The organism is Leifsonia sp. Root1293 (genome assembly GCF_001425325.1).
Lineage (GTDB): Bacteria > Actinomycetota > Actinomycetes > Actinomycetales > Microbacteriaceae > Orlajensenia.
On sequence record NZ_LMEH01000001.1, the window covers coordinates 2,150,524 to 2,166,671 of the forward strand.

Genomic DNA, 16,148 nt, shown 5'->3' on the forward strand with positions numbered 1-16,148 from the left:
GTGACGCTTCCAGAGGAACCACCACGCCGGAGTCTCGGGCAGGCCGCCGCGCGTGGCGCCGCCGTGACCTTGGGCGGCCAGGGTGGGCGCATCGCGATCCAGGTCGCGTCGGTGGTCGTGCTCTCCCGGCTTCTCACGCCCCACGACTACGGGCTGCTCGCGATGGTGCTCACCATCATCGGGATCGGCGAGATCTTCCGTGACTTCGGACTGTCGTCTGCAGCCATCCAGAGCCCGACCCTCACCCGTGGCCAGCGCGACAACCTCGTGTGGATCAACTCGGGCATCGGGCTGGTCCTCACCGCCATCGTCGCGCTGTCCGCTCCCCTCGTCGCCGCCTTCTACGGCGAGCCGGAGCTCGTCGACCTGGTGCGCGTGCTCTCGCTCACCTTCCTCATCAACGGCATCACCACGCAGTATCGAGCAGATCGCAACCGGGCTTTGAAGTTCACCGTCCTGGCGGCCAGCGACATCCTCGCCGCGGCGGTCGGCCTCGCCGCGGCCATCGCGACAGCCTTGGCCGGATGGGGATACTGGGCGCTCGCCGTGCAGCAGTTGTCCGGCTCCGTCGTCGGTCTCCTCGTCGTGGTCTCGAGTGCCCGCTGGCTTCCCCGGCTCCCCCGCCGGGGGCAGTCCATGGGAGGGCTGCTCCGATTCGGCTGGCACATGGTCGGAACGCAGCTCATCGGCTATGTGAGCAACAACGTGGACTCGGTGATCATCGGCTTCCGGTTCGGAGCCGGCCAGCTCGGAATCTACAACCGCGGTTTCCAGCTGCTGATGCAGCCGCTCGGCCAGCTGCGATCGCCGACGACACGCGTGGCCCTTCCCGTGCTGTCCCGTCTCAGCAATGACAGCGACCGCTACGCCGCCTTCATCCTGCGCGGTCAACAGGCACTCGGATACACGCTCGTGGCCGGGCTGGGAATCGTGATCGCAGCCGCAGACCCGCTCACTGCGATCCTCCTCGGCCCGCAGTGGAGTGGGGTCACACCGATCCTCCGCCTACTCGCGGTCGCGGGGATCTTCCAGACCATCTCGTACGTCGGATACTGGATCTACATGTCGAAGGGACTCACCGGCGACCTGTTCCGCTACACCCTCGTGACCTCGGCGATCAAGGTCACCTGCATCGTCATCGGATCGTTCTTCGGTGTGATCGGGGTTGCCGTCGGCTACGCCGTCGCACCGGCGATAGCGTGGCCGATCTCGCTCGCGTGGCTGTCGCGCCGAACCGTCATTCCCACGCGCCGGCTGTACATGCAGGCACTGCGGGTGATCGCGGTCGTCACCGCGGGCGCGGCCGCGGGGTGGGGAGTCGTGGTGGGGCTCGGAGCACTGCCGACATTCGTGGCACTCATCGGCGGCATCGTCACCGTGATCCTGACGTACGCCGTTGCGGCGCTCCTGATCCGACCCGTCCGCAACGACGTGCTCGACGTGCTCTCGCTCCTCCGCCTGCTTCCATCGCTCCGACGCAGACCGCCCGCAACGGAATGAGGCGAAAACCCCTCAAGCGGGGGTGATTCGGTCGCGAAGCCTAGGCGTCGACGGATCCGGCGGTCTACGATCTGAGAAACTCTCACACCCGAGATCGGTGCGCCCGAACTGCGCCGAACGAGAGGACTCCCGTGACGATCGACGCTTCCAGACCCCGGATCGGCTATGCCGCCGGCGCCTTCGACCTCTTCCACGTCGGCCACCTGAATCTGCTGCGCCATGCCAAGAGCCACTGCGACGTGCTGATCGCGGGCGTCGTCTCCGACGAGATGCTGCTGCGCACGAAGGGGGCTCCCCCCATCGTGCCCCTGGCCGAACGGCTCGAGATCGTGAGCCACATCTCCTTCGTCGATGAGGCGCGTGCCGAGGTGCTGCCCGACAAGCTCGACACCTGGCGCGAGGTCGGCTTCGACGTCTTCTTCAAGGGTGACGACTGGCGCGGCACCGAGAAGGGCCTGCGCCTGGAGCGCCGCTTCGCCGAGGTCGGAGTCGACATCGTGTACTTCCCGTACACGGTGCACACCTCGAGCACGATGCTGCGCAGGGCCCTCGAGGCTCTCGATCGCGGCGACGAGGCCGTCGCCAGCGAGGCCTGAACCTTTTAGCGGATCGGCTGCACCAGATCGAGCAGAACGTCTTTGCGGCCGCGCGCGAAGCGCCCGTATGCTCCCGAGGACGCGACGCGAAGCACGGGAACCGCGCGCCGCAGTCGGTTGACCGGGAAGGCGCTTCTCGCCCGTTCGTGATCGAGCTTGCGGCGCGCCAGCGCGAGACGCGCCGTCGGCACACGGTCGCCCAGGGATTCGAGCGTGGCGACCAGCACCTCGGCGCGCGCGCGCAGGCGCTCGTTCCGGCCGGCTCCCGGGGCCATCAGCAGCGCGACCCGCTCACGGACACCCCGGCGGCGGACGCCCGTCTTGTTGGAGCTGTGCTGGCGATAGCCGATGGTCGGGTCGCCGAGGTAGTCGGTGCCGCCGAGGCCGGCGGCGACGATCCCGAGCCACTCGTCGTACACCCAACTGCGCGGGAACGGCGTGGCCGCGTCGAGAAGCACGCGACGGAACGCCGCGGTCGCGCCCGTGACGATGTTCCGACGGATCAGCACGTCGAGCGCCTCGCCGGCGCGATAGCGCTCTCGCTCCCAGTCGGTCACGGCCTGGGTGGCCGCCAGGCGCGCGCCCATCATCGCTCCGCTCTCGTCGATGAGGTCTGCATCGCCGTGGAGCAAGAGAAGGTCGGGTCTGGTCTCGAATTCCTTCCGGATGGTCTCGAAACGGTCGGGATAGCTGATGTCGTCGTGATCGCAGACGACCACGATGTCCGCAGTGCACGCGGCCATCGTCCGCTCGATGTTGCCGGCGATGCCATGGTGCTCGGACGGCAGGAGGGTCCAGACGATGCCTGCGCTCTCCGGTCGCGCTGCCGCCTCGGCTCGAACGGCCTCGATGACCGCCCTCGTGCCGTCGGTCGAACCGTCGTCGCCGATCACGATCTGATCGGGCACGACCGACTGGGTGATGAGGGAACGGAGGTGATCTCCGACGAAGCGCTCGCTGTTGTACACCCGCATCGCGACGGCCATGGTGAGGTGTCGGCCGTGATGCTCTGCAGTCACTCGGGTGCATCCTTCGACTCGTGCTCGCTTGGCAGCCGGCAGGCCGCTCGTGCTCAGGATAGGGGCGCTGCGCCGACGCGACAAGACCACTGGACCGGCGCCGTGACGTCGAGGACCGGACCGCTAGCATCGGTGCATGCGCATCAGAGCCACGAGGAGTGATGCCGGCGAGGGAACAGCCCTCGACAGGGCGATCGGTCGGGTCGTGGCCGAGGGGAACTGCTCGGGTTGCGGCGCATGCACACTCCTCGACAGCGGCCTCACGATGAGGATCGACGAGAGCGGCTACAGCCGTCCGAGCCGCGTCGATCATGGCGTCGCCGTCGACGGCGCCCTCGACACCTTCCGCCGGGCATGCCCAGGTGTCATCGTCCGCGCTCAGGATGCCGCAGGCTCGCGGCGTCATCCGACCATGGGACCCGTCGTGCAGGCGTGGGCGGCGTGGGCGGCAGACCCCGAGATCCGGCGACAGGGAAGCAGCGGCGGCACGATCACAGCCCTGGCCGCCTGGCTCCTGGAGTCGGGCGAAGCGGCGCGGGTGATCGGCGCCCAGGCCGAGACGGGGAATCCGCGGCGCACCGTCAGCGTGGCCATCATGACGAGGGATGAGGCACTCGCGTCGGCAGGATCGCGCTATGCCCCGGTCTCGATCGCCGCGAATCCGTTGGTGCTGGCGGCAGGATCGGCTGTCGTCGGAAAGCCGTGCGAGGCATCGGCACTGCGCGCGATGCAGGCTCCCGCCTCTCCGGAGGCGGAGTCGCCGCTTCTGCTGTCCTTCTATTGCGCCGGGACACCCAGCCAATCGGCCACGGACTCGCTCGTCACGGCGCTGGGCGTGCGGCAGGGCGGGGTGCTCCGCGACCTCTGGTACCGCGGAAGGGGCTGGCCAGGACGCTTCACCGCTGTCACGTCGGAGGGCAGCGAGCACTCCGCGTCCTATGACGAATCCTGGGGCGACCACCTCGGTCCCACCGTGCAGTGGCGCTGCAAGATCTGCCCTGACGGGGTCGGCGAGAGTTCCGACATCACTGCCGCTGATTTCTGGCGATCGGATGAGCGTGGCTACCCGGACTTCACCGAGGGCGACGGCGTCAGCGCACTGATCGCTCGCACGGTGCGAGGGCGCGACGTGATCGCCCGCGCCATCGCGGCGGGAATCCTCGTCGCCGAGCCCCTGTCGATCGACGACCTCGATGCGGTCCAGCCGCTTCAGCGCAAGCGACGCCAGACCCTCGCCGGCCGGCTCGCGGGTGCGCGCGCCGCCGGCATCCGCCCGCCCCGATACGTCGGGTTCGGTCTCCTCGGCTTCGCGGCCGGGCGCCTGGGCCTGATCGTTCGCACGGCCAGGGGCACCTACAGCAGGGTTCGGGCCGATCGGACCCGTTCCCAGCGCCCCTGAGGGCCATCAGGCGTCGAGTACCCGGGGCCTGCGCGGTTCCGGATGCCCGTGCACCTCGCGGTGCAGGCGCTCCATGGTCTCATCGAGCCGCGCCGCCGTCTCTGCGGCTTCGGTGAGGCCATCGACGAGGTGCTGCGGAACCTGCTTGTCGTACTTGTAGTAGGTCTTGTGTTCGAGGCTCGCCCAGAAGTCCATCGCAATGGTGCGGAACTGCACCTCGACGGTGACCGGGACCGGCCCGTCGGAGAGGAAGACCGGAACCTCGAGGATGACGTGCAGGCTGCGGTACCCGTTCGGCTTCGGGCGCGCGATGTAGTCCTTGATGCTGAGTACGCGGACGTCCTGCTGCGCCGTGATCATGTCGACGATGCGGTAGACGTCGGAGACGAAGCTGCAGGTGACGCGCACCCCGGCGATATCGGTGATCGACGAGCGGATGGCCTCGAACGAGGGCTCGACACCCTTGCGGTCGAGCTTCTCCAGCACGCCGTCAGTGGACTTGAGACGGCACGAGATGTGCTCGATCGGGTTGTGCCCCTCCTGCTCGCTGAACTCCTCGCGCAGGATCGAGAGCTTCGTGACGATCTCGTCCATGCCGAACTTGTAGCGCTGGAGGAAGCGACTGAACTCGTCGCGCAGCGCCTTCATCTCGGTGAGGGTGTCGAGGTCGAGCTGCTGGAACAGCTCGCTGGTGCGAGGAGTGAGGAGCGGCCGCGTGAGAGCGGTCAGCCTGGGCTTGTCATCGGGGATCGTGTCCACGTCTCGACGCTACGCAACGCTCCTCTGCGATCCGTGTGAATCGGCTACGAGAAACGGCCGGCTCAGAGTTGCGTGTCGCTGACGGAGAAGGTGTCGCAGGCGGCAGCTCCGCCGTCGTAGCCAGCCTGGAACCAGTTCTGGCGCTGCTCGCTCGATCCGTGGGTCCACGCCTCGGGGTTCACATCCCCGCCGGACTGCTGTTGGATGCGGTCGTCGCCGATGGACGCTGCGGCGTTCAGCGCATCCGCGATCTGAGCGGGCGTGACCGGCTTCAGCAGCGGCACGTCCGAAGCGGCCGTCGGCTGCGTCGACGCTGCCGCGACCCAGGCGCCGGCGTAGCAGTCGGCCTGCAGTTCGACCCGAACACTGCCGGATGCGGCCCCCGTCGTGCCGTCCTGCGATGCCTCGATGGCACCGGTGAGGTTCTGGATGTGGTGCCCCCACTCGTGCGCGATGACGTACATCTCGGAGAGCGGGCCGCCCGATGCGCCGAACCGGCTGCGCAGGTCGTCGTAGAACGTCGTGTCGAGGTAGATGAGCTGGTCGGGCGGGCAGTAGAACGGTCCGACGGCACTCGTCGCGTTGCCGCATCCGGTCTGGACCCCGTCGGAGAACAGCTTCACATTCGTCGTGGTGTACGCCGCGCCCAGCGCGGGCGCCTCCTCGGCCCAGTAGGCGTCGAGGGACTCTGCGGCACCTTCGAGACGGCATTCGATGCCCGCGTTGGCGTCCGCCCCGGTCTCGCAGTTGGTGATGACCTCGTCGCTCGACGAGTCGACTGCACCGCCACCCCCGCCGGCTCCCACGATGCCTGACAGGTCGACGCCGAGAAGCTGGCCGATCAGCACGATGGCGATGACGCCGATGCCTCCGCCCACACCGATGCCCACATTGCGGCCGCGCTTGGATACCTTGCCGCCGCCGATCTTGGCGTTGTCGTCGAACGTCATGCCGCAAACCTACCGGGCCGGCGTTCCTCCGGGTGATGGGTTGACAGCGACCCGTTCCGACGGTGGGACCGTGCGAGTGTCGACCCACGACGGCACGGGCACCGTGAACACTCCCCGCACCCCGCCGAGCCAGTGGTGCAGGAGAAGCGAGATCAGGATGGCGACGACGGTGAGGGCGATCGGCATCACGGCGGCGAGCGGAGTCGGTACCTGCAGATCGGTGGCGACGATGAGAGACGCGAGCGCGACCATCGGGAACGTGTGCACGAGATAGATCGGAAGGGTCTTGGTTCCGAGGTGGCGAACGAAGTCGAGGGCGCGGATCCGGGAGATCAGCACCGCCACGGTGATGCCGACTCCGACGGCGATGATGCTCAGCGCGAAGAGGACGAACGGCGCCCGGATGAGGCCAGCCTTCACCACGACGGCGAGGACGCCGCCGTAGACCACGATCACGGCCACGGCGTGCCACCACCGCGTTCTCGGAGCGACCGCGCGCACCCACGAACCGATCTGCAGGGCGAACAGGAAGAAGAACAGGTAGCGCCCCATCTTGTCCCAGGCACTGCCCGTGTGGAGGAATCCGGAGCCGAACAGGACCGACACGATCGCCGCCAGCACGAGCGGCAGCCAGCGCGGCCACGAGCGCGTCAACCAGGCGATGGTGAAGAACAGCGGCAGCGCGTAGATGAACCAGAGATTGGCGTTCGGAACGATGAAGAGGTTCACGATCCCCCACCAGTGATTCTCGTCGGAGACATCCGTGATGGGCGGGAGGACGATGGCGAACAGATGCTGGGCGGCACTCCACACCACGTAGAGGTAGAGGAGGAGCACCAGGCGTCGACGGAAGAGACCGCGGTACGTGAGGGTGAGCGCTCGCGCCCCGACGATGCCGGACATGAAGAAGAAGAGCGGCATCCGGAAGGTGTCCAGAAGCGGGTTGAGAGTGGTCAAGGGTCCGACGACACCAGCGAGCCCGAGGTACATCGTGCTGTGGAAGAGGACGACGAGGGTGATCGCGATTCCCTTGGCGACATCGATCCACGGCTCACGATTCACTGCAGCGAGCGCGGTCGGCTCTGACGCTGGAGTCGGGATGTGGTCGGTCACTCGGGTGTGCCTCTCGCCGGAAAGCCCGGGAGACGTCACCGGTCAGCCGAGTGGTCTCAGGATAGGGCCGGCCTGCTCAGTCGGCAAGGGTGCTCGGACCCGCCTCCTTCGGGTCAGCTGTGCTTCGGATAGGCGTCAGGAAGCGGGGCAGGGTGAAGACGCCCGGAACCTCGCGCAGCAGCCTGTGCACGCCGAGGGCGAACGCTGTCGACAGTGCTGTGAGCACCACCGGCATGGCGACGGCGACAGGGGTCGGGACGTCGACGCCTGTCGCGACCAGCAGCGCTCCGACGGCGAGCAGCGGGAAGGCGTGCACGACGTAGATCGGCAGAGTGCGGGTGCCGAGGAAGCGCACGACGTCGAAGACCGGGATCCGGCTCATGACGACGGCCACGGCGATGCCGACGGCGACCGCGAGCAGGCTCAGGCCGAACAGAACGAGCGGAATGCCGCGGATGCCGCTGGCGAAGGTGAGCCCGGTGAGTGCGAGGTAGACCGCGCCGAGCACCGCGGCATGCCACCAGCGGACGCTCGGGGCCACGCGGCGAACCCTGCCCCCGATGCGCAGCGCGAGGAGGAAGAAGAAGAGGTATCGGCCCATCTTGTCCCAGGCGGTGTCGGACTCCAGGATGCCCGAGCTGAAGAGCACGGACACGACTCCGGCCAGTGCCAGCGGCACGACGGCCGGCCACGAGCGGGTGAGCCAGGCGATGGTGAAGAACACCGGCAGGGCGTAGAGGAACCAGAGGTTCTCGTTCGGAACGACGGCGAGGGTCAGGAAGCTCCAGAGCGGGCTCGGCTCCGGTTCGAGCGACGTGGGCGGAAGCACTGCCAGGAAGATCTGCTGCAACGCGACCCAGAGCACGTAGAGGTAGATGAGCAGCGCCAGGCGGCGGTGGAACAGCGCCCTGTACCCGAGGGCGAGCGCCCGGGCACCGAGCACGCCCGACATGAAGAAGAAGAGAGGCATCCGGAACGTCTCGAGCATCGGGTTCGCGCGAGCGCCCGGCACGTCGACGCCGGCGAGACCCAGGTACATCGTCGCGTGGTAGAGCACCACGAGGACGATGGCGATGCCCTTGGCCGTGTCGATCCACCGCTCACGTACGACGGGCGCGAGGACGACCGCTCCAGCACTGCCCGTCCCCGTTCGGGTGTCCTCATTCGCGCTCATCCCTGCAGGCTAGGCCGCTCCGAGGATCTGGCGGGGAAACGTCACCTGACGTTTACACGCACGAAGCGCGGGGTCACCCGGCGAAGCGGTCCGTCGCCTCGATGAGGGCATCGCGGATGCCGGGCTCGTCGAACGCGTGACCGGCATCCGGGATCATCCGGAACTCGGCCTGCGGCCAGGCCCTGTGCAGGTCCCATGCCGTCATCGGCGGAGTGCACACGTCGTAGCGGCCCTGCACGATGACGGCGGGGATGTCGTGCAGCTTCACGGCGTCGCGGATGAGCTGCCCCTCGTCCCACCAGCCGCCGTTCATGAAGTAGTGGTTCTCGATGCGCGCGAAGGCCACCGCGTAGTCGGGTTCGGTGAATCGGGCGATGGTCTCCTCCTGCGGGAGGAGCGTGATGGTTGAAGACTCCCAGCGGGACCAGGCGATCGCCGCCGGACGGTGCACCGCGGGATCCGGGTCGGCCAGAAGCCGGCTGTACGCGGCGATCAGGTGGCTGCGCTCGGCCTCGGGCACAGGGGCGATGAAGCCCTCCCACAGGTCGGGGAACAGCGCCGCCGCCCCGCCCTCGTAGAACCAGTCGAGCTCGATGCGGCGCAGAGTGAAGATGCCGCGCAGGATGATCTCGGTGACCCGTTCCGGGTGGGTCTCGGCGTAGGCCAGTGCGAGCGAGCTGCCCCAGGACCCGCCGAGCACCTGCCAGCGCTCGATGCCGAGGTGCTCACGCAGCTTCTCGATATCGGCGACGAGGTGCCAGGTGGTGTTGGTGCTGAGGTCGGCATCCGGCGCACTCACGTGCGGGGTGCTCCTTCCGCAACCGCGCTGGTCGAGCAGAACGATGCGGTACTTCGCGGGGTCGAAGAGACGGCGTTGCGTCGGGCTCGTGCCACCGCCCGGGCCGCCGTGCAGGAACACCACGGGCTTGCCGTCCGGGTTGCCGGACGTCTCCCAGTACATCTGCTGTCCGTCACCGACGTCGAGCATGCCGGAGTCGTACGGTTCGATCTCGGGGTAGAAGTCGCGCATCAGATCACCATATCCGCGTGGGCACTCCACCGGCACCCGGCGTAGGGTCGAGGAATGGCGAACTCCCTGGCGACAGTCACCATCACCGGCGCAGGCGGACAGATCGGCTACGCCCTGCTGTTCCGCATAGCCTCCGGCCAACTGCTCGGACCGGACACCGCCGTTCGGCTGCGTCTGCTCGAGATCCCCCAGGGGCTGCGCTCGGCCGAGGGCGCAGCGCTCGAACTGCAGGACTCCGCGTTCCCCCTGCTGCAGTCCGTCGACGTCACGGATGATGCCGCCAGCGCCTTCGACGGAGCCAATGTCGCGCTCCTCGTGGGGTCTCGGCCCCGCGGACCCGGGATGGAACGCGGCGACCTGCTGGCGGCCAACGGCGCCATCTTCGCCCCGCAGGGTGCGGCCATCAATTCCGGCGCCGCCGACGACATCCGCGTCGTCGTGGTCGGCAACCCGGCGAACACCAACGCCTTCATCGCCAGCGCCCACGCGCCCGATGTGCCGCGTGAGCGCTTCACTGCCCTGACGAGGCTCGACCACAACCGAGCGTTGGGTCAGCTCTCCGAGGCGCTGCACGCCCCTGTGTCGCAACTGCGGGACGTCAGCATCTGGGGCAACCACTCGGCCACGCAGTTCCCCGACATCGCCCATGCGACGGCCGGTGGTCGACCGGTCGTGGAACTGCTCGAGGAGCAGTTGGGCGCGGATGCCGCTCGCGAGTGGATCCGCGACGTGTTCATCCCCCGGGTCGCGAAACGCGGCGCCGAGATCATCGAGGTGCGTGGTTCGTCATCCGTCGCCTCGGCTGCCAACGCCGCCATCGATCACGTGCACGACTGGGTGACCGGGACGACGCACGGGTGGACGTCGGCAGCCCTGCCCTCCGACGGCTCCTACGGCGTGCCAGAGGGCATCGTCTCGTCCTTCCCGGTCGAGTCCGTCGACGGGCAGTGGCGGATCGTTCAGGGACTGGAGCTGGATTCCTTCGCCCGCGAGCGCATCGACGCCTCGGTGGCCGAACTCGTCGAGGAGCGCGAGGCCGTGAGGACGCTCGGGCTCCTGGGCTGAGGCGGCGCGGAGTCTCAGCGCGTCGTTTCGATCGTTACGCTGGAGCCATGGCCCAGAGACCAGCACAGCGCCCAGCCCCGGAACCCGAGCGCGCCTCGCGACGCTCCCAGGTGATCATCGGCGTGATCGTCGGGCTCATCGTTGGCCTCGTGATCAGCCTGATCAGCGGGTTCTGGCTCTGGCTCGCCGCCGGCGCCGCCGTCGGCCTGGCGTTCGGTTCCTTCATCAAGCCGCCGGTGAAATAGGGCGGGCAGCGGTCGCTGAGGCCCGGCCGCAGGCTGCGGCCGAAGCGTGGTACGGCCGGGCACTTCGAACGCGGACTCCGTCCGGTTCTCAGCGAGCGGTCTATGAGGCGTGATGCCCTAGCGCTTCTTGGCCTTCAGCGTCTTCTCGTCGACCGGCGCATTGCCGGAGGCCCGGAGATCCGCGTAATACGCGCGAGCCTCGTCCTGGCGCTCCTGCTCGGCACCGCTCGCGATCGATGCGCGCAGGTGCTCCGGCTTGTAGCCGAAGGCGTCGACGAGGTCGAGGGCATGCGGACGCAATCGCGAGATGAGGCGGTCGACGTACGCCGTCACGGCCTGCGCCCGCTTCGCCGAGAGGCGGCCGTTGATGAGGTACCAGGCCAGGTGCTTCTCGATCAGGCCCAGGCCGAAGAGATCGCGCAGCCAGGTCAGCACCTCATGGGTACCGGCATCCGTGGTCTTCTCGAGAGCACGGGTGAACGCCTCCCACTGGAGGAGTTCGGCGTGGGCTCGCGCGGCCTCGATCAGCTCGTTCTGCTGTGAGTTGAACAGGTCGGCTGCGGCCTTCTTGCCGAGCTTGCGGCTGTCGCGGAGACGTCCGCCCACTTCGGCGATCATCGTCTCGACGCGGTCCGTGAGGAGCTCACGCTGGGTCACGGGGTTCCGGAGGCCGGACACCGAGCGTGCGGTCGATCCGAAGTCTGCGACGGTCTGCGCCAGTCGGCGGAGTCCGGTGCCGTGGTAGGCCCTGTCGACGCCCTGTTCGACCACGTAGCGCGCCATGGCTCCGGCATCCGCCGATGCGAACTTCTTCGAGTAGTCGGTGAGCAGGCGCTTCGCGACGAGCTGCAGCAGCACGTTGTTGTCGCCCTCGAATGTGACGTAGACGTCGAGGTCGGCTCGAAGGCCCACGAATCGGTTCTCCGCGAGGAATCCGGAACCGCCGCACGCCTCCCGCGCCTCCTGGATGGTGTCGAGAGCCGCCCACGTCGACAGCGGCTTCAGCGCCGCAGCGAGGGTCTCGAGGTCCTGCCGGTCGTCGTCGGTGTCGGCCTTGCCGCTGAAGACGGAGTCGAACTTCACCAGGAACTCGTCGTGGGCGAACGTCTGGGCGTACGTCGTCGCGATGCGCGGGATGAGACGGCGCTGGTGGCGCTGGTAGTCGAGCAGCACTTCCTCGTCGGTGTCGCTCGCGGCGTTGAACTGGCGGCGCTGGGTGGCGTAGGTCACCGCGATCTTCAGGGCCATGGCCGAGGCCTGCGTTGCGGCACCGTCGAGGGAGACGCGCCCCTGCACCAGGGTTCCGAGCATGGTGAAGAAGCGACGGCCGGGGCTGGCGATCGGGCTCGTGTAGGTGCCGTCCTCCGCGACGTCGCCGTAGCGGTTGAGCAGGTTGGTGCGGGGTACGCGCACGTTGGTGAAGTGCAGGCGCCCGTTGTCGATGCCGTTCAGGCCGCCCTTGAGACCGTCGTCCTCGCCGCCGATCCCCTTGAGGAAGCCGCCCTTCGCGTTGCGGATCGGCACGTAGAACGCGTGCACGCCGTGGTTGACGCCCTTCGTGATGAGCTGGGCGAAGACGACGGCGGCCGTTCCGTGCTTGGCGGCGTTGCCCAGGTAGTCCTTCCACGCACCGCGGAACGGGGTGTTGATGACGAACTGCTGCTTCTTCTCGTCGTAGGTGGCTGTCGTGCCGATGGACGCGACATCCGATCCGTGTCCGGTCTCGGTCATGGCGAAGGCGCCGGGCACCTTCAGGGTCATCGTGTCGGGGAGGAAGGTGAGGTGGTGGTACTCGGTGCCGAGGTGCAGGATCGCGGCCGAGAACAGTCCCCACTGCACTCCCGACTTGATCTGCAGACTCGGATCGGCGGTGACCAGCTCCTCGAAGCCGGCGATGTTGCCGCCGTGGTCGTCCATGCCACCGACGGCCGCCGGGAAGGCGCGGTGCACGCCCCCGTGCTCGACGAGGAGCTTGAGCTGGCCCATGACCCGCTCGCGGTGCTCGTCCATCGACTGGCCGTCGATGCGCTGCATCTCGGGACGGGCGGTGAGCTCGCGGGACGCGAGGCGCACGTCGGCCCACGTGCCGAGCAGCTGTCGGCCGAGCTTCTCGAGATCGATGCGCGGAGCGCCGGGCTGCCCGGGCACCGTGATCGGGCCGGTGTCGACCGTCGGGCGGATCACCTCGTCGACGTTCTCGGTGTCGGTCGGGCGAACGGCAGTGTCAACCATCGGGGTCCTCACATCTCGCAGTAGGGGTGTGTCCCCACGGTACGAGCGCGATTCGACCAGGCGAAACTCTGCGTGGCTGCGCCACAATCGGGAACCGGATGCTGGCGTGCGATGTTGGCGGCATCCGACAAAGACGGCCGTCGCCACGGGAGAAAGACCACAAGGGCCGACCCCCGAGCTTGAGGTGCGCTGGAGTCAGCGTCGGAAGAACGCCCCGGCGCGTCCTGTCCAGAGCAGCAGGATGATGACGAGGGCGATGAAGGCCGTGACCAGGGCTCCGAGGAACTGCGACGGCGCAGCGATCATGACGAAGAGGGCCGCGGCGAGCGTGATGACCTCGAAGGCCGTCACCACCACTCTGGCGCCGTTGCTTCCGCGCAGCAGCCCACGGGCGATCACGATGATGATGATTCCGACGAGGATGTAGACGATGGCCGACGTGATGAGCGGTCCGCTGCCGCCGAAGTCGAGGACGAGCGCCGCGTCGTTCTGGTTGAACAGCAGGATGACGCCGAGGATGATGTCGAGGACACCCTGGATCCACGCCAGGACTGCGATGAAGGTGACTCCTCCGGGGCGACTGACGGTCAGGCTCATGGGGCTCCTCAGGTGGGTGGTGACCTTCAGGTTAGTGGCGTCAGCTGTCGTCGCGGAAGTATGCGTTGGCCGGCCTCGTGTACAGCAGGACGATGACGACGACGGACGCCAGGATGCCGAGCCAGGAGCCGAAGAACGCCGCTGGGAGCAGAAGCGCCGGAACAAGCGAGGCCAGGATCGAGACGCCGTGGGCGCCCGTCGCGACGATGCGCGCCGTGTTCTTGGCGCTGAGCACCCCGCCGCCGGCGAAGAACAGGATGGCTCCGAAGAGCAGGGCGACGATGGCGGCCGTGAACAGCTGGACCGCTCCCCCGAACTCGAGCACCACGACGTTCACGCCGGACTGTGCGAGCAGGACCACGCCGATCACGATGTCGATGACGCCGGCGAGCCAGGTGAGGGCACCGGCGATGCTCACCACGACGGGTCTGCGGTAGGCCATGCTCGAAGCATAGCCACGGCCCACCGCAGCCCGTCGGCTAGGCGCTGCGCTGGTAGGCGCGGAACGCCCGGGTGGCGATCCAGGTGAGCACGACGGTGAAGACCGCCAGCATGCCGAGGTTCGTCCACGCGCTCGACCAGTCCGGGTTCGCCTGGAGCGCCTCTCGGCCGGCGACGACCGCCCATTCGAACGGATTCCAGGCCGCGGCATCCGCGACCCAGTCCGCCGACAGACTGGTGTCCATCAGGGCGGAACTCAGGAACATCAGCGGGATGGTGATGAGCTGCGACAGTCCGATGAGCACGGTCTGGTTGCGAGCGAGCAGCGCTGCCGCGTTCGACAGCGCCGAGAACGACGCCGTGAGCAGCATCGCCGCCACCACCATGATCAGGATGCCGCCGATGCCCCCGGCGAAGCGTGCACCGCAGAGCCAGGCGACGCCCAGCACGATGAGCGTCTGCACCACCGTGAGGATGGCCTGGTAGACGAGCGTGGCCGTCATCAGTGCTCCGCGGTTCGTCGGAGAGGTGAGCAGGCGATCCATGACGCCGCGGTCCATGTCCTCGATGTAGCTCGTGCCAGCCCACGCGCTGCCGAACAGCGCCATCATCATGACGATGCCCGGCGTGAGGAACTCGAGATAGCTCGAGCCGCCGGAGAAGCCCGGGATGTCGACGACGCTCATGAAGAGCTGCCCGAAGAGCAGGAGCCAGATGAGCGGCTGCACGACGTTCATGACGAGGAAGGCCGGGATGCGCACTGCCGCGCGCAGGTGCCGCAGCGTGAGGTATCCGGTGTGGGAGAAGAAGCCGGCGCCGGCGGGCCGGGCGTAGCTCGCCGGCCGGGTCGGCTGCGCGGGGGCGGTCAGGGTGCTCATGATGCACTCCTCTCGAGGTTCGTTGCGGCATCCGTCGCCCGCCGAGCGAAGCTGTCCTGCGCAGCGGCGAAGGAGTGACCGGTGTTGGCGAGGTAGACGTCGTCGAGGCTGGGCCTGGCGACTGTGGCCGAGGCGACCCCGAGGCCCTCGGCATCGAGCACAGCGAGGGCGAGCGGGAGCGCCGCCCCGCCGTCGTCGGCGCGGGCGCGCACGATGCGACCGGCCTCGACGCTCACCTCGCGCAACTCGGGGACGCGGGCGATGGCGGCGAGCGCGTCGGTCAGCGCATCGCTGTCGCGCAACTCCAGCACGACGGCGTCGCCGCGGAGACCGCTCTTCAACTGCTCGGGCGTGCCTTCGGTGACGATGCGGCCGTGATCGACGATGGCGAGTCGGTCGGCCAGGCGGTCGGCCTCCTCGAGGTAGTGCGTCGTGAGCAGGACGGTCATGCGATCGCTGCGCGACATCCGTTCGATCTCGGCCCACATCTCCGCACGCGCCTCGGGGTCGAGCCCGGTCGTCGGCTCGTCGAGGAAGAGCACCTCCGGCGAGTGCATGAGACCGATGGCCACATCGAGCTTGCGGGCCATTCCGCCGGAGTAGGTCTTGACCTGGCGCCCAGCCGCAGCAGTGAGGTTGAAGCGGTCGAGCAGCTCGTCGGCACGCACGCGAGCCGCCGATGTGCCCATGCCCTGCAGTTGACCGGCGAGCACGAGGTTCTCGAGGCCGGTGTCCATGGGATCCGACACCTGCTTCTGGGCGACGAAACCGATGGCCCGTCGCACCTGCTCCGGATGCCGCCGCACGTCGATCCCCGCGACGAAGGCGTCACCGGAGTCGGGGTGCGAGAGCGTCGAGAGGATCTTGACGGTGGTCGACTTGCCAGCGCCGTTCGGTCCGAGCAGTCCGAAGACGGTGCCGGCCTCCGCTCGGAACGTGAGCCCGTCGAGGGCTCGGAGTGCGGACTTTCCGCGCCCCTGCGAATAGGTCTTGACGAGGTCGACGGCTTCCAGTGCCGACCCCGGTGTTGCTGCAGTCATGCTGCGCTCCTCAGGTTCTCGATGGTGGTCGAGTCGTCTCAGGGCGCGCCGGTATTCTGGCAGCGCGCACTGAGCTGGTTCATGTCGGCTTCACGCCGTTCGACTCTGTT

Annotated in this window: 16 protein-coding genes; 5 read left to right on the top strand and 11 right to left on the bottom strand. The window is 68.1% G+C overall.

The window, feature by feature from the left end; translation table 11 throughout:
* Complete coding sequence (locus tag ASC59_RS10230) at positions 1-1,500, top strand: lipopolysaccharide biosynthesis protein (RefSeq protein ID WP_055821717.1); 1,500 nt, start codon at positions 1-3, stop codon at positions 1,498-1,500.
* A gap of 131 nt (positions 1,501-1,631) precedes the next feature.
* Positions 1,632-2,096: an adenylyltransferase/cytidyltransferase family protein gene (locus ASC59_RS10235; protein ID WP_235492652.1), complete on the top strand. Its 465-nt coding sequence runs from the start codon at positions 1,632-1,634 to the stop codon at positions 2,094-2,096.
* Positions 2,097-2,101: 5 nt separating this feature from the next.
* Here ASC59_RS10235 and ASC59_RS10240 read toward each other — a convergent pair whose 3' ends face one another.
* Complete coding sequence (locus ASC59_RS10240) at positions 2,102-3,115, bottom strand: glycosyltransferase (protein WP_055821720.1); 1,014 nt, start codon at positions 3,113-3,115, stop codon at positions 2,102-2,104.
* Positions 3,116-3,251: 136 nt separating this feature from the next.
* Between ASC59_RS10240 and ASC59_RS10245 the strand changes: the two genes are divergently transcribed.
* A complete protein-coding gene (locus tag ASC59_RS10245; RefSeq protein ID WP_055821723.1) occupies positions 3,252-4,514 on the top strand; it encodes a Coenzyme F420 hydrogenase/dehydrogenase, beta subunit C-terminal domain in 1,263 nt (420 codons plus the stop codon).
* Between the two features lie 6 nt (positions 4,515-4,520).
* Here ASC59_RS10245 and ASC59_RS10250 read toward each other — a convergent pair whose 3' ends face one another.
* From ASC59_RS10250 to pip, 5 genes are all read right to left on the bottom strand, one after another.
* Positions 4,521-5,162, bottom strand: coding sequence for a GTP pyrophosphokinase (locus ASC59_RS10250; protein WP_082513631.1), 642 nt, complete (start codon positions 5,160-5,162; stop codon positions 4,521-4,523).
* 173 nt (positions 5,163-5,335) lie between these two features.
* Positions 5,336-6,223 (bottom strand): KPN_02809 family neutral zinc metallopeptidase, encoded by an 888-nt coding sequence (gene ypfJ, locus ASC59_RS10255; RefSeq protein ID WP_055821725.1) that lies wholly within the window; start codon positions 6,221-6,223, stop codon positions 5,336-5,338.
* A 9-nt stretch (positions 6,224-6,232) separates the two neighbouring features.
* Entirely contained in the window at positions 6,233-7,336 is a 1,104-nt protein-coding gene (locus ASC59_RS10260) for an acyltransferase family protein (RefSeq protein ID WP_055821728.1), read from the bottom strand.
* A 76-nt stretch (positions 7,337-7,412) separates the two neighbouring features.
* A complete protein-coding gene (locus ASC59_RS10265) occupies positions 7,413-8,510 on the bottom strand; it encodes an acyltransferase family protein (protein WP_055821730.1) in 1,098 nt (365 codons plus the stop codon).
* Between the two features lie 73 nt (positions 8,511-8,583).
* Positions 8,584-9,540: a prolyl aminopeptidase gene (gene pip, locus ASC59_RS10270; RefSeq protein ID WP_055821733.1), complete on the bottom strand. Its 957-nt coding sequence runs from the start codon at positions 9,538-9,540 to the stop codon at positions 8,584-8,586.
* Positions 9,541-9,594: 54 nt separating this feature from the next.
* On the opposite strand from pip, the gene ASC59_RS10275 reads away from it, so the two are divergent.
* Both ASC59_RS10275 and ASC59_RS10280 read left to right on the top strand, forming a co-directional pair.
* Complete coding sequence (locus ASC59_RS10275; protein ID WP_055821735.1) at positions 9,595-10,605, top strand: malate dehydrogenase; 1,011 nt, start codon at positions 9,595-9,597, stop codon at positions 10,603-10,605.
* Positions 10,606-10,652: 47 nt separating this feature from the next.
* Positions 10,653-10,850: a hypothetical protein gene (locus ASC59_RS10280; protein ID WP_055821738.1), complete on the top strand. Its 198-nt coding sequence runs from the start codon at positions 10,653-10,655 to the stop codon at positions 10,848-10,850.
* A 117-nt stretch (positions 10,851-10,967) separates the two neighbouring features.
* Here the strand turns inward: ASC59_RS10280 and ASC59_RS10285 are convergent, their stop codons facing one another.
* The 5 genes from ASC59_RS10285 to ASC59_RS10305 all read right to left on the bottom strand — a co-directional run bounded on the left by ASC59_RS10285 (position 10,968) and on the right by ASC59_RS10305 (position 16,038).
* On the bottom strand, positions 10,968-13,082 hold the full coding sequence (locus tag ASC59_RS10285) for an acyl-CoA dehydrogenase family protein (RefSeq protein ID WP_055821741.1): 2,115 nt from the start codon (positions 13,080-13,082) through the stop codon (positions 10,968-10,970).
* Positions 13,083-13,277: 195 nt separating this feature from the next.
* Positions 13,278-13,679: a DUF7144 family membrane protein gene (locus tag ASC59_RS10290; protein ID WP_055821744.1), complete on the bottom strand. Its 402-nt coding sequence runs from the start codon at positions 13,677-13,679 to the stop codon at positions 13,278-13,280.
* Between the two features lie 40 nt (positions 13,680-13,719).
* Complete coding sequence (locus ASC59_RS10295; RefSeq protein ID WP_055821747.1) at positions 13,720-14,121, bottom strand: DUF7144 family membrane protein; 402 nt, start codon at positions 14,119-14,121, stop codon at positions 13,720-13,722.
* A gap of 37 nt (positions 14,122-14,158) precedes the next feature.
* A complete protein-coding gene (locus ASC59_RS10300) occupies positions 14,159-14,998 on the bottom strand; it encodes an ABC transporter permease (protein ID WP_055821750.1) in 840 nt (279 codons plus the stop codon).
* Positions 14,995-16,038, bottom strand: a complete 1,044-nt coding sequence (locus ASC59_RS10305) for an ATP-binding cassette domain-containing protein (protein ID WP_055821752.1) — start codon at positions 16,036-16,038, stop codon at positions 14,995-14,997. Before ASC59_RS10305 ends, ASC59_RS10300 begins: the two co-directional genes overlap by 4 nt.
* Positions 16,039-16,148 lie beyond the last annotated feature (110 nt).